At 66.3% G+C, this 23585-nt stretch carries 20 protein-coding genes; 5 read left to right on the top strand and 15 right to left on the bottom strand.

Going from position 1 to position 23585, the window contains the following annotated elements:
- Positions 1-34: 34 nt before the first annotated feature.
- The 5 genes from GGR43_RS14325 to GGR43_RS14305 form a co-directional block, all read right to left on the bottom strand.
- Positions 35-967, bottom strand: a complete 933-nt coding sequence (locus tag GGR43_RS14325; RefSeq protein WP_188072765.1) for a formylglycine-generating enzyme family protein — start codon at positions 965-967, stop codon at positions 35-37.
- Positions 968-1131: 164 nt separating this feature from the next.
- Entirely contained in the window at positions 1132-1551 is a 420-nt protein-coding gene (locus GGR43_RS14320; protein ID WP_188072673.1) for a hypothetical protein, read from the bottom strand.
- Between the two features lie 164 nt (positions 1552-1715).
- Positions 1716-2606 carry an acyl-CoA thioesterase gene (locus GGR43_RS14315; protein WP_246343758.1) on the bottom strand — a complete coding sequence of 297 codons (891 nt, stop codon included), beginning with the start codon at positions 2604-2606 and terminating at the stop codon, positions 1716-1718.
- Entirely contained in the window at positions 2599-3783 is a 1185-nt protein-coding gene (locus tag GGR43_RS14310; RefSeq protein WP_188072672.1) for a serine hydrolase domain-containing protein, read from the bottom strand. Before GGR43_RS14310 ends, GGR43_RS14315 begins: the two co-directional genes overlap by 8 nt.
- Before the next feature lie 433 nt (positions 3784-4216).
- Positions 4217-4627, bottom strand: coding sequence for an EVE domain-containing protein (locus tag GGR43_RS14305; protein ID WP_188072671.1), 411 nt, complete (start codon positions 4625-4627; stop codon positions 4217-4219).
- Between the two features lie 139 nt (positions 4628-4766).
- On the opposite strand from GGR43_RS14305, the gene GGR43_RS14300 reads away from it, so the two are divergent.
- Positions 4767-5729, top strand: coding sequence for an isopenicillin N synthase family dioxygenase (locus tag GGR43_RS14300; RefSeq protein ID WP_188072670.1), 963 nt, complete (start codon positions 4767-4769; stop codon positions 5727-5729).
- Between the two features lie 466 nt (positions 5730-6195).
- Here GGR43_RS14300 and alaS read toward each other — a convergent pair whose 3' ends face one another.
- The 7 genes from alaS to dapA all read right to left on the bottom strand — a co-directional run bounded on the left by alaS (position 6196) and on the right by dapA (position 15447).
- Positions 6196-8844 carry an alanine--tRNA ligase gene (gene alaS, locus GGR43_RS14295; protein ID WP_188072669.1) on the bottom strand — a complete coding sequence of 883 codons (2649 nt, stop codon included), beginning with the start codon at positions 8842-8844 and terminating at the stop codon, positions 6196-6198.
- A gap of 230 nt (positions 8845-9074) precedes the next feature.
- On the bottom strand, positions 9075-10148 hold the full coding sequence (recA, locus tag GGR43_RS14290; protein ID WP_188072668.1) for a recombinase RecA: 1074 nt from the start codon (positions 10146-10148) through the stop codon (positions 9075-9077).
- A 94-nt stretch (positions 10149-10242) separates the two neighbouring features.
- The gene (locus GGR43_RS14285; protein WP_188072667.1) at positions 10243-10614 is read right to left on the bottom strand and encodes a response regulator; all 372 of its coding nucleotides are present in this window, start codon (positions 10612-10614) and stop codon (positions 10243-10245) included.
- A gap of 102 nt (positions 10615-10716) precedes the next feature.
- Positions 10717-13179: a hybrid sensor histidine kinase/response regulator gene (locus tag GGR43_RS14280; RefSeq protein ID WP_188072666.1), complete on the bottom strand. Its 2463-nt coding sequence runs from the start codon at positions 13177-13179 to the stop codon at positions 10717-10719.
- Between the two features lie 309 nt (positions 13180-13488).
- Complete coding sequence (locus GGR43_RS14275) at positions 13489-14037, bottom strand: DUF2062 domain-containing protein (RefSeq protein ID WP_188072665.1); 549 nt, start codon at positions 14035-14037, stop codon at positions 13489-13491.
- Positions 14038-14039: 2 nt separating this feature from the next.
- Positions 14040-14522 (bottom strand): SsrA-binding protein SmpB, encoded by a 483-nt coding sequence (gene smpB / locus GGR43_RS14270; RefSeq protein ID WP_188072664.1) that lies wholly within the window; start codon positions 14520-14522, stop codon positions 14040-14042.
- A 46-nt stretch (positions 14523-14568) separates the two neighbouring features.
- On the bottom strand, positions 14569-15447 hold the full coding sequence (dapA, locus tag GGR43_RS14265) for a 4-hydroxy-tetrahydrodipicolinate synthase (RefSeq protein ID WP_188072663.1): 879 nt from the start codon (positions 15445-15447) through the stop codon (positions 14569-14571).
- A gap of 102 nt (positions 15448-15549) precedes the next feature.
- Between dapA and GGR43_RS14260 the strand changes: the two genes are divergently transcribed.
- The 4 genes from GGR43_RS14260 (at position 15550) to rplL (ending at position 19423) form a co-directional block, all read left to right on the top strand.
- Positions 15550-17640 (top strand): lytic transglycosylase domain-containing protein, encoded by a 2091-nt coding sequence (locus GGR43_RS14260; RefSeq protein ID WP_188072662.1) that lies wholly within the window; start codon positions 15550-15552, stop codon positions 17638-17640.
- Between the two features lie 16 nt (positions 17641-17656).
- Complete coding sequence (gene greB / locus GGR43_RS14255; protein WP_188072661.1) at positions 17657-18139, top strand: transcription elongation factor GreB; 483 nt, start codon at positions 17657-17659, stop codon at positions 18137-18139.
- A 318-nt stretch (positions 18140-18457) separates the two neighbouring features.
- A complete protein-coding gene (gene rplJ, locus GGR43_RS14250; RefSeq protein ID WP_188072660.1) occupies positions 18458-18973 on the top strand; it encodes a 50S ribosomal protein L10 in 516 nt (171 codons plus the stop codon).
- A 72-nt stretch (positions 18974-19045) separates the two neighbouring features.
- Positions 19046-19423: a 50S ribosomal protein L7/L12 gene (gene rplL, locus GGR43_RS14245; RefSeq protein ID WP_188072659.1), complete on the top strand. Its 378-nt coding sequence runs from the start codon at positions 19046-19048 to the stop codon at positions 19421-19423.
- A gap of 356 nt (positions 19424-19779) precedes the next feature.
- Here rplL and GGR43_RS14240 read toward each other — a convergent pair whose 3' ends face one another.
- From GGR43_RS14240 to GGR43_RS14230, 3 genes are all read right to left on the bottom strand, one after another.
- Entirely contained in the window at positions 19780-22473 is a 2694-nt protein-coding gene (locus GGR43_RS14240; RefSeq protein ID WP_188072658.1) for a M1 family metallopeptidase, read from the bottom strand.
- 127 nt (positions 22474-22600) lie between these two features.
- Entirely contained in the window at positions 22601-22774 is a 174-nt protein-coding gene (locus GGR43_RS14235; protein WP_188072657.1) for a hypothetical protein, read from the bottom strand.
- A gap of 54 nt (positions 22775-22828) precedes the next feature.
- The gene (locus tag GGR43_RS14230) at positions 22829-23584 is read right to left on the bottom strand and encodes a siderophore-interacting protein (RefSeq protein WP_223177464.1); all 756 of its coding nucleotides are present in this window, start codon (positions 23582-23584) and stop codon (positions 22829-22831) included.
- Position 23585 lies beyond the last annotated feature (1 nt).

The following is a 23585-nucleotide window of genomic DNA, read 5'->3' as shown; positions in this document are numbered from 1 at the left end:
ATGACGCATTTATCCAATCGTAAAAGCGGGGTGCTCAGCCCTTTTCGACCGTTTCCCGCACGATGCAGCGAAAGCCGATATGGCTGGTCGGGCTGTCCACCGGCTGGGGATGGCGCGCCGCCGGGCGATAGCGCTGGCAATAATTGGGCGCGCACAGATGCGACCCGCCCTTCAGCACCTTGCGCGCGATGCGGACATCGGGGGAGCACGGATCGTAGCTCTCCCGTTCCTTGCCGCCGCGCGGATTGGCCGGGATGCAGCAGGCGCCCTTGCTCGCCTTCTTCATCGGGGAAGGCAGCGACCACCAGTCGACCGTCCACTCCCACACATTGCCGATCATGTCGAACAGCCCATGGCCGTTGGCAGGATAAGTCCGCACCGGCGAGGTCCGCTCCCACCCGTCCAGCATCTGGTTGGCGTAAGGAAAATTGCCCTGCCAGTAATTGGCGAGCATCTGCCCGCCCGGCGCCAGTTCGTCGCCCCAGGCGAATTCCGCCCGTACCAGCCCGCCGCGCGCGGCATATTCCCATTCCGCCTCGGTCGGCAGCTGCTTGCCCGCCCACTGCGCATAGGCCTCCGCATCCTGCCACGCGATCTGCACGACGGGGTGATCCTCCAGCCCTTCGATCGAGCTTTCCGGCCCCCAGGGATGGCGCCAGTCCGCCCCCAGCTCGAAGCTCCACCACTGACTGAAATCGTCCATCGCCACCGGGCCGCGCGTGCGGCGGAACACCAGCGATCCGGGCTGCGCCAGTTCGGGCAGCAGGCCGGGATAATCCTTCGGATCGGGCGCGATCTCCGCGAAGGTCACATAGCCGGTCGCCTCGACGAAGCGCTGAAAATCGCGGTTGGTCACCGGCGCCTCATCGATCCAGAACGGATCGACCCGCACCTGCCGCACGGGCGCCTCCTCAGGGTAGAAACGCTCCGACCCCATGGAGAAGGTCCCGCCCGAAAGACGGCGCATGCCCTTATGGCGCATGTCCTCGAAATGAACGTTCTGTTCCTGCGCGATTCCGCTCATTCCTGCCCGCTCTCCGTTTCTGGCCTTCCGGCGCCGACTCATTGTGCAAGGGAGGGCATAACAGGGATCGGACGCATCTCCCAGCGCGGCCTCCGATGGCCCGCTATCTATTGCAGGGTCAGGGACGCGGCCTCCGGCGGCGCCATCATCTGCTCCAGCGCCAGCATGATCCGCGCCGAACAGAGCGCGCAATCGAGGGTGAGCGCGGCCTCCTTCGGACAATCGAGGCAGGCGGCGCGGCGCGCGGAGCCGCTGACCAGCGCGACCAGCAACCGCTCGTCGTCGGTCAGTTCGCCGTCCGCGCCGACCGCGAGCGGCCTGCCCAGCGCGGTTTCATAGCAATGCATCAGGCTGTCGAGCACGGGCGCGAGGATCGCGCATCCCTGCCGGGAGAGGAGCGAGACCAGAAGCGGCTGGATCGGCTGACGATCATCCCTCGCTCCCCGCCAGCAGCGCGCGGCGTTCACCAGCAGGGCCGGATAGGCGGTGGCCGTGCGGCCGATCGGCGGGGAAAATTCAAAGGTCATCGTCCAGTCCTCTAATATGCTCGACCCCTCTTATTGATAATTATTCGCAATAATAACCTGCGAGACGCCATTTGGCAAGCGCCTCTCCGGCAATCCACCCGGCAATCCCCACGCCCCGCCCCCGGCGGCCCGGCTCGACGAGCGCGGGCGCCTCATTCAGCGCCTCATTTCAGGCTGCGATCGCGGATCAGCCCTTCCTGCGCGACGCTGGCGACCAGCCTGCCCGACCGGTCGAATATACGGCCGAAGGTCAAGCCGCGCGCATGCCCCGTCCACGGGCTTTCCGTCGTGTAGAGCAGCCAGTCGCCCGCATCGGCATCGTCATGGAACCAGAGGCTGTGGTCGAGGCTCGCCGCCTGCACCTCGAACCGGCCATGGGGGCGCAGCGCCGTGGTGATCATCGCGAAGTCGCTGGCATAGGCGACCAGCGCGCGATGCATCCACTGCGGCGCCTCGACCGGCGCCGCCGCGCGGAACCACATGGAAAGGCTGGGCTCCACCGGCGTGGCCTCGCAAAAGGGCGGCACGCCGACGCAACGCACCTCGATCGGCGAGGCGGTGCGGTAAAGGCGGTTCGGGATACGGGGCGGATGTTCGGGATGCTGCTCCAGATATTCCAGCACCGTCGGCAGGTCCTCGGGCGCGGGCACGTCGGGCATGTCCGGCTGGTGGCTGTGCCCCGGCTCGGCGTGATGGAAGGAGGCGGCGAGGTTGAAGATCACCCTGCCCTCCTGGCTGGCGACGACGCGGCGATTGGAAAAGCTGCCCCCGTCGAAATCGGCCTCGACGCGATATTCTATTTCATGATCCTCGCTGCCGCCGCGCAGGAAATAGGAATGCAGCGAATGCACGGCCCGCGCGGGATCGACCGTCTTGACCGCGGCGGCCAGCGCCTGCGCCACCACCTGCCCCCCATAGACGCGGCCGACGCCGCCGCGCTTGCGCATCCCCCGGAAGCGATGCTCGCCAAGCTGCTCGACATCCAGCAGCGTCAGCAGTTCCTGCACCAGTTCCGCGTGCGTCATGCCGGCCTTGCCGTCCTGTTTCTCATCCATGCCGTTCCTCCATGATCGCTTCATATACAGCGCACCGGAAATCTTCCCGCAATCGCGTCGTGCCCGAAGGCATCAGCTGTGTCATCACAAGGCCGATCAAGCGCCGCGCGGGGTCGAGAAAAAAGCCGGTCGACAGCAGCCCGCCCCAGAACCACAGTCCCGCCGAACCCGCCATGCCGGCGCGCGCGGGATCGAGCAGCACCGCCGCGCCCAGCCCCATGCCGACCCCGTGCAGGCCCGTTTCGGAAAGCGGCGCCGCGCCCATCTGCGCGAGATCCGCATTGCCCGGCAGCTGGTTGCGCATCATCAGCGCGACGTTTTCCGCCGACAGGATCCGCGCGCCGTCCAGTTCCCCGCCCTGCATCATCATGTGGAGAAAGCGGTGATAATCGCCCACGCTCGACACCAGCCCGCCGCCCGCCGAGGCGCAGTGCGGCTGCATCCGCCAGCGGCTGTGCGCGCCGCGGTCGTAGAGGATGGGGGCGCTCCCCTCCCGCTCCACCAGCCAGGCATCGGTCAGTCGGTCGATATGATCGGGCGGCACGACGAAGAAGCTGTCCTTCATGCCGAGCGGGTCGAACAGGCGCCGTTGCATCAGTTCCTCGATCCGCTGCCCGGTCGCCCGCTCCATCACGAGGCCGAGCACGTCGATGGAGACGGAATAGTGGAACCGCTCGCCCGGCTGATGCAGCAGCGGCAGTTCGGCGAGCGCGGCGGCATAGTCCGCGCCGGAGCGGCGCTGCCGGAAGGTGTCGAGGCTGCGCTCGGCATAGGCCGCGTCCAGCGGCGAGGCGGCGTGGATGGAATAGCTGAACCCGGCGGTGTGGCGCATCAGGTCAAGGACCGTCATCGGCCTGCGGCAGGGCGTACTGACGAATACGCCCTCGCCGTCCATCTCGCCGGTCCACACGCCGATGCCGGTGAATTCCGGAAGGATATCGGCGACCGGCATTTCCAGCGACAGTCGCCCTTCCTCGACCAACGTCAACGCCACCGCGATGGTGAGCGGCTTGCTCATGGAGGCGATGCGGTAGAGCGAGTCGGGCGCCAGCAGCGAGCCCTCGGCCCGCGCCATGCCCCGGCGCAGGTCCACCAGAACCTCGCCATCGCGCGCCAGAAACAGGTGCAGGTGCGATAACGGGCCTGCTGTAACATATTTGTCACAGAGCGCTTCCATGGCCTGTTGCAGTCTGTTCAGGGCGCAAATCCTTTGCTTTTTCGGGTGCGGCAGGGCCCGCAAAGCCCATATCGCAACCGCTCACTTCATGTTGCATTGCAAAAAATGCAATCGGCACTGTGTCTTTTGCGTTTGAGGATCGGGACACCCCAAACCATATGCGCGCTCAACAACGAACACAAACGAAGAGGAGCCGTGAAGGCTTTCACAGGAGTAAAGGCAATGACGAACCTCTCGCAGATCGGCTTCACCGTTTTCGCTGGTGTGATCTCGCTCAGCGCGCCCGCAATGGCGTATCTCAGCCTCTTCGGCTGAACTTGACGATTATTTTGACGAACACCCCCCTCTCTATCGAAACTTGACAGCCCTTGCCGTTCCATCGGGACAGCAAGGGCTTCTTTTCCTTATCCGTTACTGCGCGAAAGCCGCACGGTTACTTCAGCCCGCCCAGTTTCAGGATGTGGCGATATTCCGCCTGCGTGACCGGAGAAACGGACAGGCGCGACTGACGGATCATCACCATGTCCGCCAGCGCCGGATCGGCCTTCATCGTCTTGAGCGTCACCGGATGGGGCAGCTTTTCCACCGGCGACACATGCACCGCGATCCAGCGGCCGGTCTCATCGGTGCTGTCGGGCGCCGCCTCCTCGACGATCTCCATGATGCCGACGACCTCCAGCCCGATATTGCTGTGGTAGAAAAGGGCGCGGTCCCCCTTCTTCATCTCCTTCATGTGGCGCTGGGCAAGGTGATTGCGCACGCCATCCCACTCCGCCTTTTTCTGCCTGACCAGATCGTCCCAGGAAAAGGCATCGGGTTCGGATTTCATCAGCCAGTAGTTCATGCGCGTCCTTTCCGGCCCGGTTCACGGGTCCAAGTTGCGATCCTTTCTGTCGCCATGCACAGCGGCGGCGCGCAGATCAAGCGGAGAAGGCCGGCCCGCCCCTCTCGCCTCATCATCGCATATATTCTACACCCCCGGCATGACCGAGAACGACGCCCCGATTCCCGCCCTTTCCATCGAACAGATGCCCGCCGGGGCGTTCGCCGCCGCGCTCGGCCGGAGCTTCCGCGACTATGGCTTCGCGATCGTCGCCGACCACGGCATCCCGCCCGATCTGGTCGCGCAAGGCTGGAACCTCACGGCCCGCTTCTTCGCGCTGCCGGAGGCGGAGAAGCGGCGCTATCTGGTCGAAGGCGGCGGGGGACAGCGCGGCTACACCCCGTTCGGCCGGGAAATCGCCAAAAATGCAAAGGCGCACGACCTCAAGGAATTCTGGCATGTGGGGCGCGAACCGCAGGGCGGTCTCCCCCTGCCCGACGGCATGCCCGCCAATGTCTGGCCCGACGAGGCGCTGCCCGGTTTTCGCGCCTGCTTCACCCGATTGTTCGACCAGTTCGACCGCCTGGGCGCCCGGCTGCTGCGCGCCATCGCGCTCGACCTCGCGCTCGACCCGGACTGGTTCGTGGGGCCGACCCGGCAGGGGAACAGCATCCTGCGCCTGCTCCATTATCCGCCGATCGCCGATGCCGACCGGACGGAAGCAGGCGCGGTGCGCGCGGGCGCGCATGAGGATATCAACCTCATCACCCTGTTGCTGGGCGCGGAGGAAGCCGGGCTGCAACTGCTCGACCGGACGGGCCGCTGGCGCGCCATCCGCCCGCCGGAGGGCGCGCTGGTGGTCAATATCGGCGACATGCTGCAACGGCTGACCAATCATGTGCTGCCCTCCACCACTCATCGCGTGGTGAACCCTGCGCCGGAGCGGCAGGGGCTGTCGCGCTATTCGATGCCCTTTTTCCTGCACCTGCGCCCGGACTTCCTGATCGACCCGCTGCCCGGCTGCGTCACCGCCGCCAATCCGCGCCGCCATGAGCCGATCACCGCGGACGACTATCTCCACGAGCGGCTGCGCGAAATCGGGCTGACCGGCGAAAAACGTTGAGAAGGCGGCAGCGCTCCTCGATCGGGGATTAGCGCGCGTGATGAACCGATCCGGAGCGCTTGCGAACCCGGCGCCTGCCCGATGCGGGTTGCGGCCAAAGGCGGACATAACCCTTATCATCACCCTGAACTTGGTTAGCATGACGGTTCAGGAAAGACTGCCAACCACCCCAAAGCCGTTACTCCACAAGGAGATTTGCAAACTCCATAACCGCCAATCCACATCATCCGACCGTCGGACCGAGTTCGCCGCAGCCCGTCTTTCCCTGAAATGGGGAAAAATATAGATCAATCGCTCTCTCTCCCTGATCGGTCGGCTTCAAAGAACGGGTTGAACCCAATACGCAGCCTGCCGGCGACCCTATCGGCAACTTCATTGCAGGCCCAAAGCAGCCCTCACCTCCGGCGGCGACAGTCAATCACCGGCAATCGCCCGTCATCACCCGTCCTCCCGAAGGAAGGAGAAGTCAGCCCGCGATCAACGCACGCACGGCGTCGAGCGCCGCGGCCGCCTCGCCGCCATCCGGGCCACCGCCCTGGGCCATGTCGGGACGGCCGCCGCCGCCCTTGCCGCCCAGCTTCTCGACACCGGCGCGGACCAGATCGACCGCGTTGAAGCGGCCGGTCAGATCGTCGGTGACGCCCGCCGCAATCGACGCGCGGCCATCCGTCACCGCGATCACCGCGGAGATGCCGCTGCCCATGCGCTTCTTGTTCTCGTCGACAAGGCCCCGCAATTCCTTCGGGTCCAGCCCTTCGATCACCTGACCGATGAAGGCGACGTCGCCGATCGTCTCCGGCCCCTTGTCCGCCACGGCGGCCCCGCCGCCGCCCAGCGCGAGCGCCTTCTTCGCCTCGGCCAGCTCCCGCTCCAGCTTGCGCGCCTGGTCGACCAGCGCGGTCACGCGCGCGGGCACCTCCTCCGGCGTCGTCCGCAGCGTGGCGGCGGCCGTCCTGAGCGCCTCCTCGCGCTCCGCCAGCCAGAGCCGCGCCGCTTCACCGGTCAGCGCCTCGATACGGCGCACGCCGCTGGCAACCGCGCTTTCGCCGATGATCTTGAACAGGCCGATATCACCGAGCGCCCGGACATGGGTGCCGCCGCACAGCTCGACCGAATAGCTGCGGTCCTGATCCTGCCCCATGGACAGCACACGGACCTCGTCGCCATATTTCTCGCCGAACAGCGCCATCGCGCCCGCCGCGATCGCGTCGTCCGGCGTCATCAGCCGGGTCAGCACCGGCTCGTTGGCGCGGATCTGCGCGTTCACGTCCGCCTCGATCTGCGCGATCTGCGCAGGCGTCAGCGCGTCGGGATGCGAAAAGTCGAAGCGCAGACGCTCCTCCGCGACAAGGCTGCCCTTCTGCGTCACATGCTTGCCGAGCCGCTCGCGCAACGCCGCGTGCAGCAGGTGGGTCGCGCTGTGATTGGCGCGGATGCGATCGCGCCGCGCCGTGTCGACGACCAGATGCACCGTGTCGCCCACGCGGACCGTGCCGCTTTCGATCGTCAGCTGATGGGTATGGAGACGCCCCAGCGCCTTGCCGGTATCGCTGACGGTGGCGGAGAGCCCGTCAAGGCTGGTCACGCGGCCGCTGTCGCCGGTCTGGCCGCCGCTTTCCCCGTAAAAGGGCGTCTGGTTGGTCAGCAACGTCACCGTTTCCCCGGCGCCCGCGCTGTCGACCCGCGCGCCGTCGCGCACGATCGCGACCACCTGCCCGTCGCCGCTGTTCGCGCCATAGCCGGTGAATTCGGTCGCGCCCAGTTCCTCGGCCAGATCGAACCAGATCTCGTCCGACGCCTTTTCGCCCGAACCCTTCCAGGCGGCGCGGGCGGCGGCCTTCTGCTCGGCCATCGCGGCCTCGAAGCCGGCGCGGTCGACGCCCAGCCCCTGCGCCCGCAGCGCATCCTCGGTCAGGTCATAGGGGAAGCCGTAGGTGTCGTAGAGGCGAAAGGCCGTCTCGCCGGGCAGCACGTCGCCCGTCTTCATGCCGCCGGTCGCCTCGTCGAGCAGCTTCAGCCCCTTGTCGAGCGTCTGGCGGAAACGGGTTTCCTCGCGCAGCAGCGTATCCTCGATCAGCGGCTGCGCGCGCAGCAGTTCGGGATAGGCGCCGCCCATCTCACGCACCAGCGCGCCGACCAGCCGGTGCATCAGCGGCTCGGCCGCGCCCAGCAAATGGGCATGGCGCATCGCCCGCCGCATGATCCGGCGCAGCACATAGCCGCGCCCTTCATTGGCGGGCAGCACGCCGTCGGCGATCAGGAAACCGGAGGAGCGCAGATGGTCCGCGATCACGCGATGGCTCGCCTTGTGAGCGCCGTCGGTCGCGCTGTGGGTCAGCGACCCCGATTCCGCGATCAGCGCCCTGAAGGTGTCGGTGTCGTAATTGTCGTGCACGCCCTGAAGCACCGCCGCGATGCGCTCCAGCCCCATGCCGGTGTCGATGCTGGGACGCGGCAGGTCGACGCGCGTGCCGTCGACAGACTGGTCGAACTGCATGAAGACCAGGTTCCAGATCTCCACGAACCGGTCGCCATCCTCGTCCGGCGATCCGGGCGGGCCGCCGAAGATATGGTCGCCATGATCGTAGAAAATCTCCGAACAGGGGCCGCAGGGGCCGGTATCGCCCATCGACCAGAAATTGTCGGAGGTGGCGATGCGGATGATCCGCTCCTCCGGCAGGCCCGCGATCTTGCGCCAGAAGCCGAAGGCCTCGTCATCGTCGTGATAGACAGTCACCGTCAGGCGGTCGGGGGATATGCCCCATTCGCGGGTGATCAGCGTCCACGCATGATGGATCGCCTGTTCCTTGAAATAATCGCCGAAGCTGAAATTGCCCAGCATTTCGAAGAAAGTATGATGCCGCGCGGTATAGCCGACATTGTCGAGATCGTTGTGCTTGCCCCCGGCGCGCACGCATTTCTGCGCGGAGGTCGCGGTGCTGTAGGGGCGGCTTTCCAGGCCGGTGAACACATTCTTGAACGGCACCATGCCCGCATTGGTGAACATGAGCGTCGGATCATTATGCGGCACCAGCGGCGCGGACGGCACCTGCTCATGGCCCTGAGCCACGAAATAATCCAGAAAGGAGCGGCGGATATCGTTTGTGGATGTCATGACAGATGCCGCTTAAGCGAGGCGTTGATCCGAGACAAGCGGCAATATGCTGTAACAACAAGCCCGACCTGTCACAAAAACGATCAACGCCTTCCCTCTATTCTCTTCACCGGAACGAGGCCCGGCCGGGTCATGCGAAAGACACCATGTCCCGCGCGCAGCGGATGGAGGCGGGACGCCGCGTGCCCTTGTCGCAAAGGGCCGCGCGGCGGTCGCCTCATCCTTGGCCCCTAGAGGTCGTCCCCTTCCTCCGGGCCGGTCATCATGCCTTCCGCGACCGCATCCGTCTTGCCGCGAATGGCCTGTTCCAGCCGGTCCATCAGTTCCGGGTTTTCCTTGAGGAAGGTCTTCGCATTTTCCCGGCCCTGGCCGATCCGCACCGAATCATAGGAGAACCAGGAACCGGATTTCTCGACGATCCCGGCCTTGACGCCCAGATCGAGAATCTCGCCGATCTTGGAGATGCCTTCGCCGTACATGATGTCGAATTCGACCTGCTTGAACGGCGGCGCCACCTTGTTCTTCACCACCTTGACGCGGGTGGTGTTGCCGATGATGTCCTCGCGATCCTTGATCTGGCCGGTGCGGCGAATGTCGAGGCGCACCGACGCGTAGAATTTGAGCGCGTTGCCGCCCGTCGTCGTTTCCGGGTTGCCGTACATCACGCCGATCTTCATGCGCACCTGGTTGATGAAGATCACCAGGCAGCGCGAGCGGGAGATGGAGCCGGTCAGCTTGCGCAGCGCCTGGCTCATCAGGCGGGCCTGAAGGCCGACATGGCTGTCGCCCATCTCGCCCTCGATTTCGGCGCGCGGCACCAGCGCGGCGACCGAGTCCACCACCAGCACGTCGATCGCGTTGGAGCGCACCAGCGTATCCACGATCTCCAGCGCCTGCTCGCCGGTGTCGGGCTGGGAGACGATCAGTTCATCGATATCCACGCCCAGCTTCTTCGCATAGACCGGGTCGAGCGCATGCTCGGCGTCGACGAACGCCGCCGTACCGCCCGCCTTCTGCGCCTCGGCGATGGCGTGCAGCGCCAGCGTCGTCTTGCCGGAGCTTTCCGGCCCGTAAATTTCCACGATGCGCCCGCGCGGCAGGCCGCCGATGCCCAGCGCGATATCCAGTCCCAGCGAACCGGAGGAAATCGCCTCTATCTCGATCTTCTCCCGGCTGCCCAGCTTCATCGCGCTGCCCTTGCCGAATGCGCGATCGATCTGGGAGAGCGCCGCCTCCAATGCCTTCTGTCTGTCCATAGTCCCCGTCTTCTTGTCGGAATCGATAAGCTTGAGCATTGCGGTCATGGGCCTGTCTCCTGCCAAGTGCAACACGGCACTGGAACGAAGGCCCATGTACCCTATTTGTTCCAAAAGAACAAGAGGGGAACAAATATCGAGGTCATTTTTCCCCGCTGGCCGCCAGAATGTCGGAAATCGTGCCGATCGTATAGGGTTTGGCCAGCATCGGACGCCCGGCAAAGGGTGCGGGAACCTCATCCATCGCGCCGCCGGAGCTCAGGATGAAGGGAATGTCCGCCCGGTCCAGCATCTCCGCGATCGGCCAGACTTCCTCTCCGTCCAGATGGCAATCCAGTATGGCGAGGTCGAAGCCGCCGTCGCGCACCCTGTCGCGCGCCTCGGTCAGCGTGGCGGCCACCCCGCGCACCTGATGCCCCAGCGTTTCGAGAAATTCCTCCAGCATCATCGCGATCATCGCCTCATCCTCCACGATCAGGATGGAGCGCCGCGCCGGTGAAGTCGCAAATGTCATCAAGAAGGAAGCCAATCCTGTATAGTCCGCCGGGCGTCATCCCGGCGGCTGTCCCGCCATGCGGCGGAAACTTGCCCAAAAACAGAGTTTCGGCAAGCGAAACTATGCCATGCCGTCGCGCCAGGGCGATGATTCGCCATTATCCGGCGCGTCGCCGTCGGGCTGGGTCCGGGCGAAAGCATCGGCCACCGCCTCCGACAGCTGGGCCACCGAAAAGGGCTTGGGCAGGAAGGCGACATTGGCGATGTCGATCGACTTGCGCAGTTGCTCCTCGGCATAGCCGGACATGAACAGCACCGGCAGCGCGGGCATGGACCGGCGCGCTTCCCGCACCATGGCGGGGCCGTCCATATTGGGCATCACCACGTCGGATATCAGCAGGTCCACCCTGTCCGCACCGGAAAGCGCCTCCAGCCCCTGTTCCCCGTCGGCGGCGGTAAGCACGGTATAGCCCTGCCGCGTCAGCGCGCGCTCGGCGACGGCACGGACCATGTCCTCGTCCTCCACCAGCAGGATGGTGCCGGTGCCCCAGCTCACCTTGCGGGAGGGCGGGGTGCGGATGGTGGCGGCCTGCTTCTCGTCCGCGCTGGCGACATGGACGGGCAGGTAGATGGTGAAGCTCGTCCCTTGCCCCGGCGCCGATTCCGCGAAGATATAGCCGCCCGACTGCTTGACGATGCCATAGACGGTGGAGAGCCCCAGCCCCGTGCCCTTGCCCACCTCCTTGGTGGTGAAGAAAGGCTCGAATATCTTGGTGACCATGTCCGGCGGGATGCCGATGCCGGTGTCGGAGACGCGCAGGCCCGTATAGTCGGCCGCGGGCAGCACGGTCGAGCGCATTTCCCGCACCTGCGCGGCGGAGATTGAGAAGGTCTGGATGGTGAGCGTCCCCCCGCCCGGCATCGCGTCGCGGGCGTTGACGGCAAGGTTGACGATCACCTGCTCCATCTGCCCCGGATCGGCGCGGACCAGCCCCAGATTGCGGCCATGGCTGACCTCCAGCTTCACCTTCTCGCCGATCAGGCGCTTCAGCAGGTTGGAGACGTCAGCGACGATGTCGGGCAGCTGGATCACCTGCGGGCGCAGCGTCTGCTGGCGGGAAAAGGCGAGCAACTGCCGCGTCAGGCTGGCCGCGCGGTTGGAGTTGGACTTGATCTGCTGGATGTCGTCATAATCGCTGTCGCCCGGCGTGTGGCGCATCAGCATCAGGTCGCAATGGCCGATGATGGCGGTGAGGATATTGTTGAAATCATGCGCGACGCCGCCGGCGAGCTGGCCCACCGCCTGCATCTTGGTCGCCTGCGCGACCTGGCGCTTGAGGCGCCCTTCCTCGTCATTGTCCTTCAGCGTCAGGATGACCGCCGCCTCGCCCAGCCCGCGCACGCCCGCGAGCGAGAGGGCGACCGGCTCCTCCGGCCGGTTGCGCAGGCGCACCGCAATATCGCCGGTCATCTGCGGGCCGACCGCGTAGCGCCGCACGGCGGCGGCGAGCGCGGCCTGGTCCTCCGTCACCACCAGATCGCCGGGATAGGCAGGGCGGTGGCCGTCGGGCACGTTGGCGGCGCGGGCGAAGCTTTCGTTGAGGAAGAGCAGCCGCCCGTCCCGGTCGGTCATCGCAAGGCCGAAGGGCATCAGCGCCAGCAGCGCCTGGAAATAGGAAAGCGACGATCCGCCCGCCGCCACATTGCCGGGCTGGTCGACCAGCAGCACGAGCGCCGGGCCGTCGGGCTGGTCGGCGCGCAGCAGCACGCGGAAGATCGCGATCGGCAGCATGCCCGGCGCCTCTCGCGCGAAGAAGATGCGGCCTTCCTCGTCGCGCCGGAAATAGGCGGCGAGGTCGCGCCCGGTCAGGTCGGCGTCGCCGCGCCCGGCGGCGCGCAGCACGAACGCCTCGTTCGCGCCCCTTATGCGCCCTTCCGCGCCGATGATCGCGGCCATCAGCCCCGCCTCGCCCAGCTGCGTCCCCATCTCGCCCATAACCATCGCGGTGAACTGCTCGATCAGGCTGACCTGCCGGACCGGCGAGAAATGCCACAGCAGATAATCGTCCGAGCGGCCCGTGCGGGTGATGCGCGCCTCGGCCTTGAGCGCCCCGCGCGAGAGGGTGTCGCAACTCGCCTCGCCGTCGCGCCAGGCGGCGCGGCCCGCCTCGGCCAGCAGCGCCGCGCCGTCACGGTCGAGCGGCAGCGACGGCGGGGCGGGATAGCCGGGGAACCACTCGCCGTAGAGGTCGCTCGCGCAGACGAGCCGCCCGCTGCGGTCCGTCACCGCCACCGCCATGCCCAGCGCATTGGCCGCCGCGCGCGTCACCGTCCAGTCCGGCGCGACCTCGCGCACCAGCGCGGCGGGCGCGCGTTGCGGCCGGACGAGGTGGAGCAGCGCGGCTAGGCCGACGATGGTGGCGGCGAATCCGGCGCCCAGCGCCCAGTCGCCCACCGCCCAGACGATCAGCGCCGCGCTCAGCAGCGCTGCGCCGATCAGCAGCGGCAGAACGAACCGCCCGCCCTTGTCCGAGGCCAGCGAGACGATCTCATGCTTGTAGCTGTTGCCTGTCGCCCCCGCCATATCCGGCAGCCATTTCCCCGTTCCTGCGATCCGTCCGAGCCCGATGCGTCCAAACCCAATATGCCTAAACATAGCGGCGCTCTATGGACCTTTGGCGGAGCTTAGCAAAGAGCGGATAGGGATGAAGCGAAATCTTGCCGCGACGACCCGGCGCGGCGCGCGATAATCAGGATAGGATTGGTCGAGATTTCGTTCAGGTGGAGCCGAGAGGCGTGCTATTCGAGCATCGGAGCGCAGCGGACTTAAAGGTCCGTGAGCACCGAAGCGCAGAATAGCGCGCTTCGCAGGCCCGCATGGACGAAATCTCGATCAATCCTGGCGCTGGCGCGCTTTCCACCGCCGCCCAAGATGCAGTTTCCACATCCAGTCCGCCGCGAAATAGCCGACCACCGCCGCCGCGACGGAAATCACCGTCAGGCCGAACAGCAGCGCGGGCGCGGCCTCCGAAAACAGCCAGCCGCACCATTCGCCGATCCCGGCATGCTCATGCACCAGCGTCATGAAGCGGGAGATGTCGGCATTGCGGCCCAGCGTCCAGTTGCCGATATAGACGGACGCCCACAGGATCAGCGGCGTCGTCGCCGGGTTGCTGAGGAAGGTCATCGCCGCCGCGATCGGGATGTTGGCGCGGAACGGCAGGGCGAACAGCGCCGCGCCCGCGATCTGGATGCCCGGCACCAGCAGGAAGATCCCGACCAGAAGCCCCAGCGCCACGCCGCGCGGCACCGACCGGCGGGTGAAGCGCCACAGCTCCGGCGCCAGCACCCGGTGGGCGACCGGCGCCAGTATCCTGCTGTTTTCGAAAGTTTCCCGCTTGGGCGCATTGTCACGGAACCAGCGAACGATACGGCTGCTCATCTCTAGCCGTGCTCCTTCAGCAGGCGGCCCTGCTCGCGCTTCCATTCGCGTTCCTTGGTGGTGGCGCGCTTGTCCTGCGCATTCTTGCCCCGCGCCAGCGCCAGCTCCACCTTGGCGCGGCCGCGATCGTTGAAATAGATCGACAGCGGCACCAGCGTCATGCCCTTGCGCGCGACCGCGCCATGCAGCTTGGCGATCTCCCGCTCATGCAGCAGCAGCTTGCGCGGGCGCTTGGGTTCATGGTTGAAGCGGTTGCCGTGGCTGAACTCCGGCACATTGCTGTTGATCAGCCAGACCTGCTCATCCTTCACCTCGGCATAGCTTTCCGCGATCGAGCCTTCGCCGAAACGGAGGGATTTCACCTCCGTCCCCTGAAGCACGATGCCCGCCTCGAACACCTCGTCTATCGCATAGTCGAAGCGCGCGCGCCGGTTCTCGGCCACGGTCTTGACCTTCTTGAACGTTTCGGGGCGGGGGCGGGCCATCGGTCGACAATCTCCTTGCGGGTGCGATATGGGGAGCGCAGGCTCCTTATACCAGTCCCGCAATCTCCAGCGCGCGGTCCACCGCTGCCTGCGAGGACGCGCTGGGCCAGGTAATCGGCAGGCGCACCTCGACCGGCATTTCCGGGCGAACACGGGACAGCGCATATTTGACCGGCCCAGGTGAAGAATCGCTGAACAACGCATCGTGCAGCGGATAAAGCCTGTCCTGCACCAGCAACGCCTCGTCCCACTTGCCTTCGGCCAGCAGCGCCTGGAACTGCGCGCACAACGCCGGCGCGACGTTCGCCGTCACCGAGATGCAGCCCCGCCCGCCCATCGCGTTGAAGCCGAGCGCGGTTTCGTCATTGCCCGAAAGCTGCACATAATCCGGCCCGCAGGCGAGCCGCTGCGCGCTGACCCGGCCGAGATTGCCGGTCGCGTCCTTGATGCCGACGATGGTGCGGAACTCGCTCACCAGCCGGTGCTGCACCGGCACGCCGATGTCGGTGATGGTGCGGCCGGGCACGTTGTAGAGGATGATCGGCAGGTCGCAATGGCGCGCCAGATGGGCGAAATGCTGATAGACGCCTTCCTGGCTCGGCTTGTTGTAATAAGGCGCGACCACCAGCGCGGCGTCGGCTCCGGCGGCCTGCGCGGCGAACATATGCTCCAGCGCGATTCGGGTGTCGTTGGAACCGCAGCCCGCGATCACCGGAACCCGCCCGGCGGCCTGCTCGACGCAGATGGCGATGACGCGGTTATGCTCCTCGACCGTCATGGTCGCGCTCTCGCCCGTCGTGCCGCAGGGGACGAGGGCGCTGCTGCCCTCTTCTATCTGCCAGTCCACGAACGCCCGGAAAGCCTCTTCATCCAGCGCTCCGTCCCGAAAAGGCGTCACCAGAGCGGGAATGGACCCGGAAAACATGCAAAAACTCCTTCCAACCCGATCATTCATCTGGGCATAAGCATCGTTATGCCATAATCTTCCAATCGATCACCGCCAACAGGGATGCTTCAGATCAGGGCCATGTCCAGCACGTTCACCAACCGGATAAAGCTTCGCCATCTTCCGCTTCTGGGCGTCGTATCGCTTGCGTCGGTTGCAGTTGCGCAGATCAACAGCGGGCGCAAGGAAATTGTGCAGCCGCTGCCCGGCGTCACGCCTTCCGCATCCTCTTCCTCCTCCACCGCCCCGGCGCAGGCCGGATCGGACTGGAACGCCGCGCGCAGCACCATCGCGCAGACCGGCGACAGCGCGATCATCGCCACGGTGGACCGGTGGAAGGCGCTGCAACAGAGCGACGGCCTGGGCTTCGACGCCTATGCCTCTTTCCTGATGGCCAACCCCGGCTGGCCCGCCGAGGACCGGATGCGCCGCCTCGCCGAAAGCTCGATCAACCCGATGAGCTACAGCCCGTCGAGCGTCGTCGCCTTCTTCCAGCGCTATCCGGCCCGCAGCGCTACGGGGCAGGCGCGCAACGCGCTCGCCCTGTCCGCCACCGGCCGCGCCGCCGAGGCGCGCGAGGCCGCCCGCGCCGCGTGGCGCATGGGCGCGATGGCCCCGCAGGACGAGATGCAGCTGCTCTCCCTCTTCGGCACCGCGCTCACCGCCGCCGATCAGGACGCCCATGCCGATGCCGCGCTGTGGGCGCGCAACCCCGCCTCGGCGGAACGGGCGCTGCCCTTCCTCTCGCCCAACGAGCGCCCGATCGCGGAGGCCCGCATCGCCTTCCAGCGCAACGCCGCCGACGCCGCGGCGAAGATGCAGGCGGCGGAACCCTATGCGCGCGGCCATGCCGGCTTCCTCGCCGACAAGGCGACCTGGCTGCGCGACAGCGGCAACAGCATCCTCGCCCGTTCGCTGCTGGCCGGACGGCCGCCGCTTGCCGTGCGTCCCGCCAATGTCGAGAAATGGTATGAGGTGCTGCTGACCCATGCCCGCGCCGCCGCCAACGACAATCAGTGGACCACGGCCTATGACATCGCCAGCAAGCTGGACGACGCCTATCCCGCCGGCACCGACGTCAGCCTGCGCCCGATCGGCGAGCGCGACGATTATACCAGCCTCGCCTGGCTGGCGGGCACGACCGCCTATTACCAGCTGAACCGCCCGCGCGAGGCGATGGCGATGTTCGATCGCTACGCCACCGCCGCCCGCTCGCCCCAGACCATGACCAAGGGCTGGTACTGGGCGAGCCGCGCCGCGTTCAACGCCGGAGACGCGGCCGAGGGCAACCGCCATCTCGCCATGGCGTCGGCCTATCCCGACCAGTTCTACGGCCAGCTGGCGCGCGAGCGCCTCGGCCAGGGCATCACCGCGCCGACCGCGATCGCCGACCGGGTGCAGGTCAGCGCCGAGGAACGCAGCATGTTCGAGCGGAACTCCCTCGTCCGGGCCGCGCGCGCGCTCGGCACGATGGGCCGCTGGCAGGACCAGAGCACCTTCCTGCGCGCCATCGCCGCCAATGTGACGACGGACAGCGACCGGGTGCTGGCCAATGAGCTGGCGACGCGGATCGGCCGCCCTGACCTCGGCGTGATGGTCGGCCGCCGCGCCCGCCCGGACGGCAGCACCAGCTATGCGACGGCGAGCTTCCCCAGCATCAGCGTGCCCGGCGACCATAGCGGCAACTGGACGATGATCCATGCGATATCGCGGCAGGAAAGCCAGTTCGACAAGGCCGCCGTCAGCCATGCGGGCGCGCGCGGCCTGATGCAGCTGATGCCCGGCACCGCGCGGGAAACGGCGGGCAAGATCGGCCTGTCCTACAATCTGGGCGGCCTCACCACCGACACCAGCTACAACATCCAGCTGGGCAGCACCTATTTCCGCCGCATGCTCAATTATTATGGGGGCAGCTATCCGCTGGCCGTCGCCGCCTATAATGCCGGACCCGGCAATGTGAACAAATGGCTCGCCGCCAATGGCGACCCGCGCCAGCCCGGCGTCGACATTCTCCGCTGGATCGAGAACATCCCGATCTACGAAACGAAGAACTATGTCCAGCGGGTGCTGGAGAATGCGGTCGTCTACGACGCTATGCGCGCGGAGAAGAACGGCACGAAGCTACCCGCCGCGCCGCTGAGCTTCTATCTGGGCAAGACCACGCCGGGCTGATAGACGCGCCGCCGTCATGCAGGGAAAGACCAACTACATCACGCCTCAGGGCTTCGCCGCGCTGCGCGCCGAATATGACCGGCTGCTGGGCGAGGAGCGCCCGAAGATCGTGGAGATCGTCAGCTGGGCGGCGGGCAATGGCGACCGCAGCGAGAATGGCGACTATCTCTACGGCCGCAAGCGCATGCGCGAGATCGACGGCCAGCTCCGCCGCCTCGCGCGCAAGATGAAGGATGCGCGCATCGTCGACCCCGCGCGGCAGCCGGACAAGAGCCGCGTCTTCTTCGGCGCCACCGTCACCATCGCGGACGAGGACGACAACCGGCGCACCGTCACCCTCGTCGGCAATGACGAGACGGACAGCGGCGCCGGGCGCATCGGCTGGGACGCACCGCTCGCCCGCGCGTTGCGCGGCGCGGGGCCGGGCGACCTGCGCACCGTCCGCCTGCCCGCCGGGGAAAAGGAATATGAGGTGATGGAGATCAGCTACCCCGGCTGAGCCCGCGCGGAGCCGAGGGGGCTGGACAAGCGCCCCGCCATCCGCTAAGGGCGGCCCTGCATTGCGGGGTTTCCCCCTCGATGCGCCGTCCGAGACAGTCGGTGAAGGGAATTGGCCCTTCTTAATTCCCGGCCTAGACGGGGACAAGTTTCTTGCCGGCCGCGTGCCCTTGCGCACCGTTTCCGGCCCTGCCTCTCCTGCCCTTTCGGGGTCAGAGTGCGCGGTTGATCCTTCCCCCTTCGGACAATTCGCAGTCATGCCCCGGCATGGCCGCTTCATCCTGCCGGATGGTCCGGCAGGACGTAACTGGAGAATGGCATGGATCGTACCCAGAAATCTGAGGTGGTGACCACGCTGCATGCTACTTTTGCCGAAATCGGGGTCGTCGTGGTGACGCGCAACCTCGGCATGACCGTCGCCCAGTCGACGGCCCTGCGGCAGAAGATGCGTGATGCCGGCGCTACCTTCAAGGTTACGAAGAACCGCCTCGCCAAGATCGCGTTGAAGGATACGCAGTACGAGCAGCTCAGCGACATGCTGACTGGTCCGATCGCGCTTGCCACTTCGGCCGATCCGGTCGCCGCCGCCAAGGTCGCGATCGAGTTCGCGAAAACCAACGACAAGATCGAAATCGTTGGCGGAGCGATGGGCAGCACCCTGCTCGACGCGGAAGGCATCAAGGCGCTCGCCTCGATGCCGTCGCTGGACGAAATGCGCGCTACGCTTGTCGGCCTCATTCAGGCCCCGGCAACGAAGCTGGCCCAGATCGCCCAGGCTCCCGCCGCGCAGCTGGCGCGGGTCTTCAATGCTTATGCGGAAAAAGAAGCCGCCTGAGCATACCCAATTTCTTTGTTTTCACTCTAGTATCAGGGGCCACGCCCCGCCCAGAAAGGTAAATGGTTAAACATGGCTGATATCCAAGCTCTGGTCGAACAGCTTTCGGCTCTCACCGTCCTCGAAGCCGCTGAACTCAGCAAGGCTCTGGAAGAAAAGTGGGGCGTTTCGGCTGCCGCCGCCGTTGCGGTCGCTGCTGCTCCCGCCGCTGGCGGCGCCGCTCCGGCCGCCGAAGAGCAGACCGAATTCGACGTGATCCTGACCGGCGACGGCGGCAAGAAGATCAACGTCATCAAGGAAGTCCGCGCGATCACCGGCCTCGGCCTGACCGAAGCCAAGGCGCTCGTCGAAGGCGCGCCCAAGGCCGTCAAGGAAGGCGTGAGCAAGGCGGAAGCCGAAGAACTGAAGAAGAAGCTGGAAGAAGCTGGCGCGACCGTCGAACTGAAGTAATTCGGTTCCGCGATACGCGGGTTCTTTCGGATCCTTCCGAAAAAGAGAGGGCGGCACCCACATGGGGCCGCCCTTTTCTTGTGGGTCGAGCAGATGCCGGCGGCGTTGTTGCTTTCGCCTGATTGGTCGGCCTCACCCCTTATCGTCACCCTGAACTTGTTTAGCTGCGCTGGCCTTCGGCTCAGGGTCCATTTCGTCGAACTGACCAAGGGCCTGTTGGGCTTGATGGATGCTGAAACAAGTTCAGCATGACGATTTTCCTTAGCGATGTGCGCAAAGGAAAAAGGCGAGGCCGCAAAGCCCCGCCCTTTCCTCCTGCCGTTACGCGTCCAGCGAGGCAAAGCCGCGCCTCGCCGTCAGCGCCTGCGCGCCGCGCCCGCTTTCTCCTTCGCGTCCAGCCAGGCGATGATCTCCGGCTTCAGCCGCGCCCAGGTCACCACCCGCGTGCGGATCGCAGCGATGGCGCGGTCGATCACCTTGCGCGATTCCGGCGTCAGATAGCGGTCGGCATAGGCGTTCAGCTTGTCCGCCATTGCAAGGTCGGCCGAATTGCCGCCCAGCCGCGCCAGCGCCTGGCTACGCGCGGAAACGTCGATCAGCGCCTCATATTTCTCGCGATTGGCGAGCACGAAATCGACCGCGCGCCGGTCATGATCGACCGACACCGCCGCGATGATGGCGGCGCTGGTCGTCTTGCCCGGCTCGTCGGTCAGCGCGAGCTTCAGCGCCTGTTCCGCCAGCGCCGGGTCCTTCGCGCGGCCCAGCAGCGTGAAGAGCTGGCTCCGCTCCAGCGCGGAAGGCGCGGCATTGGCCATCGCGCGCAGCCTGTCCCATGTCGGCTGGTCCGCATATTGGGCGACGACGCCCAGCCACACGAACTTGAGCGGCCCGTCGAGCGCGGCCGGGTTCTCCTCCAGCGCGGCGAAGCGACGGCGCGCCTCGGCCAGCACGGCTTCGTCACCCATGCCGCCCAGCGTGGCGATGATGCTCTGGCGCAGCACCGGCACCTGCGCGCCCTCGCCTTCCTTCGCGTCATAGCCGATGCGGGTGAGGATCGGCGTCAGCTTGGCCGAGCTATACGCCAATATCCGCTTCTGCGTCCCTTCGTCGCCCACGAAGATGTCGCGCGGCCCGTTCATATAGGCGGGCAGGTCGGCGAGGATGATGTCGCTGGCGTCGGAAGGAACCGCATCGACCAGATCCATCGCCCGGCTCATCGGCTGATAGCCGCCGAGGCCCAACTGCCAGTTGTCGGCGAGCAGGCCGCTCTGGTCGATCGGCGCGAGCTTGGTGAAGTCCTTCGCCAGTGCAGCGACATTTTCCGCCGGATAGAGCGAGCGATAATAACCCGCCTGCCCCAGATTGACCACATAGGCGCCGCAACCGGGCAGCTCCAGCGTGCCCTTGCCTTCCAGGATCATCGAGCGGGTTTCGCCGTCCGCCACCTGCGCCTTTATCGGCACGTGCCATTTCAGCGGCGTCTTGTCCTTCGCGTCGCGGCTGAACTCGCCCTGCGACAGGGCGAGCCGCGTCGTGCCGTTCACGCATTGCGCGGCATCGACCTTCACCAGCGGAATGCCCGGCTGCATCGTGAAGTCGTGGGCGATGGCGGTCAGCCCCTTCGCCCCCGCATTCTCGACCGCCGTCCACAGGTCGTTGGTGACGGTGTTGCCATAGGCATGGGCCTTCATATAGGCGCGGATGCCCTCACGCCACACATCCTCGCCGGCGAAGCTTTCCAGCATGGTGATGACCGCCTCGCCCTTCTGATAGGTGATCGCGTCGAACGCCTGGCTCACCTCGTCCACGGTGCGCACCTGCTGGATCACCGGATGGGTGGTGGCATAGGCATCGAGGCCCATCGCCCGCTCCCGCCCGTCGACGCGGGTCAGCAACATGTCCCATTCGGGTTTCATCCTGTCGGTGACCTTGGTGGCCATCCAGCTGGCGAAGCCCTCATTCAGCCAAAGGTCGTCCCACCACGCCATGGTGACGAGATCGCCGAACCATTGATGCGCCATTTCATGCGCGACGATTTCATAGACGGTGCGCCGGGTCGCCTCGGACGTGGATTTGGGATCGACCAGCATTGCGCGCTCGAAGGTGAAGATCGCGCCCCAATTCTCCATTGCGGAGAAGAACTGGCTCTGTCCCGGCCCGGCCACATTGTCGAGCTTGGGCAGCGGGAAAGGGACGCCGAAATAGTCGTTGAACCAGGGCAATATCTCCGCCGAGGCGTCGAGCGCGAGCTGCGCCTTCTTCACATTGCCCTTGCCGGTGACGACGCCCAGCTCGGTTTCGCCCACCTTCGTCGTCATCCGCTCCAACTCGCCCAGACCGAGGAACAGCAGATAGGTCGACATTTTGGGCGTGGTGCCGAAGGTGACGAGCGTGGAGCCATCCTTTTGCGGGGTGCTCTGCGTAATCGGCATGTTGCCGACCGCCATCTGCCCCTTGGGCACGACGACCGACAGGTCGAAGGTCGCCTTGTAGCTCGGCTCGTCCCAGCTCGGCACGAAGCGGCGCGCGTCGGGCGCCTCGAACTGGGTGAAGAGCGCGCGCTTGTCCGCGCCCGAACCGTCCTTGTAATCCAGCGCGAACAGGCCATTGGCCTGCTGGTTGATGACGCCGGAATAGCGGATGGAAAGCTTGTACTTGCCGGGCGCAAGCTCCTTGGCGAAGCGGATCGTCGCCGTCTGCGCGGCCGCATTCACCGCCACCGTGCCGTTCGCGGCCTTGCCCTTCCCTTCGGGGGCGATGGCGGCGGAGGCGAAAGCGAGGTCGGCGGCGTTCAGCGTGATCGCGTTCGTCGCCTGCGCCAGCGTCAGGTCGATGGTCACCTCGCCGGTGAAGCGGAGATTGGCCGCATCGGGCGTAACGCGGATCGCATAATGGCCGGGTACGACGCCGCGCGGCAATTGGGTGGTGACGCCGGCGGCCGGGCCGTCGCCGGTCTGCGCCATCCCTTGCGGCGCGGCCATGATCGCCAGCGCGAGCGCCAGCGGCGCCGAGGCGCGTTTCAGACGGTTGAACCTGCGGGATATTTCCATTTCGATTTGCTCCGACAAGCAGTGAAATGCAGACTATGCATGGGCCGACAGGGTTGGGCGAAATCCTCGACCCGGTCAACCTGTCATCCTGCCACTATCCATCTTCGCATTGCCGGGGCGGGAGCGATCAGCCCCCTTTCCGCCGCGCCGCCGCGCTTCCGGCATAGAGCAGCGCCGCCGCCAGCGCACGCGACCCCACGCCCGATCCCGCCACGCGCGGGCGGGCCGCCGGATAGGCGGTGGGCGGCTGCTGACGTCTCCGTTGCGCCAGCGCGGCGGGCCCGGCCAGTTTCTCGTTCATATCTTTCCCTTTCGCGGCAAGCCCTGCAATGCGGGCGTCCCGTCCTTTCCCGTGTCAGTCGAAACGTTCCGTGGTATCGGCGGCGCCGTGGGTCCAATATCCCGCCGCCTTCATCCGCGCGGGGGGATGGCCCCGGTCGAGGACATGCTGGCGCAGCGCCCTGGCGACGCCCGCCTCGGCCGCGATCCAGATGAAGCCGTCCCCTTGCGGGAAGGGCCGGTCCCGTATCCGGTCGAGCAGGGCTGCCGGGTCGTGCGCGGCGGCGGCCGGGCGATGCGCCCAGTCGACGGTCAGGCCCGGACGCCGCTCGAATGCGATTTCCTCTTCCGCCCCCGTCACCGCGACCAGCGCATAGATGCTGCAATAGGGCCATTCCCCAATGCGCCGGGCGATGGAGGGCAGCGCCGTCTCGTCGCCGATCAGCCAATACCAGTCATAGCTGTCCGGTATCACCACCGACCCGCGCGGCCCGCCGATCTGGATGCTGTCGCCCGGCCGCGCCGCCATAGCCCAGGCCGTTGCCGGGCCGGGGTCGTCGTGCAGAGCGAACTCGATCACGATCTCGCCCTCGTCGGCGTCGAAGGACCGGGGCGTATAATCGCGCATCGGCGGCCTCTCCCCCTCCCGCGCCGCGTCCGGCACGAACAGCTTCACATGATCGTCGGCCGAGGCCGAGATGAAATCGTGCAGTTCGTCGCTGGTGAACCGGATCGAAAGCAGGTTCGGCGTTACCTGCTCCCGCGCCGCGACGGTCAGTGTGCGGCGCCTCGTTTCATGACGCATGCGGATGATCCTGCGTTCTTCCTCCATC

Origin of the sequence: Sphingobium jiangsuense (assembly GCF_014196495.1) — a bacterium.
Classification (GTDB): domain Bacteria; phylum Pseudomonadota; class Alphaproteobacteria; order Sphingomonadales; family Sphingomonadaceae; genus Sphingobium; species Sphingobium jiangsuense.
Note: the sequence above shows the minus strand (reverse complement) of the source record. Positions and strands in the feature narration are given on the sequence as shown.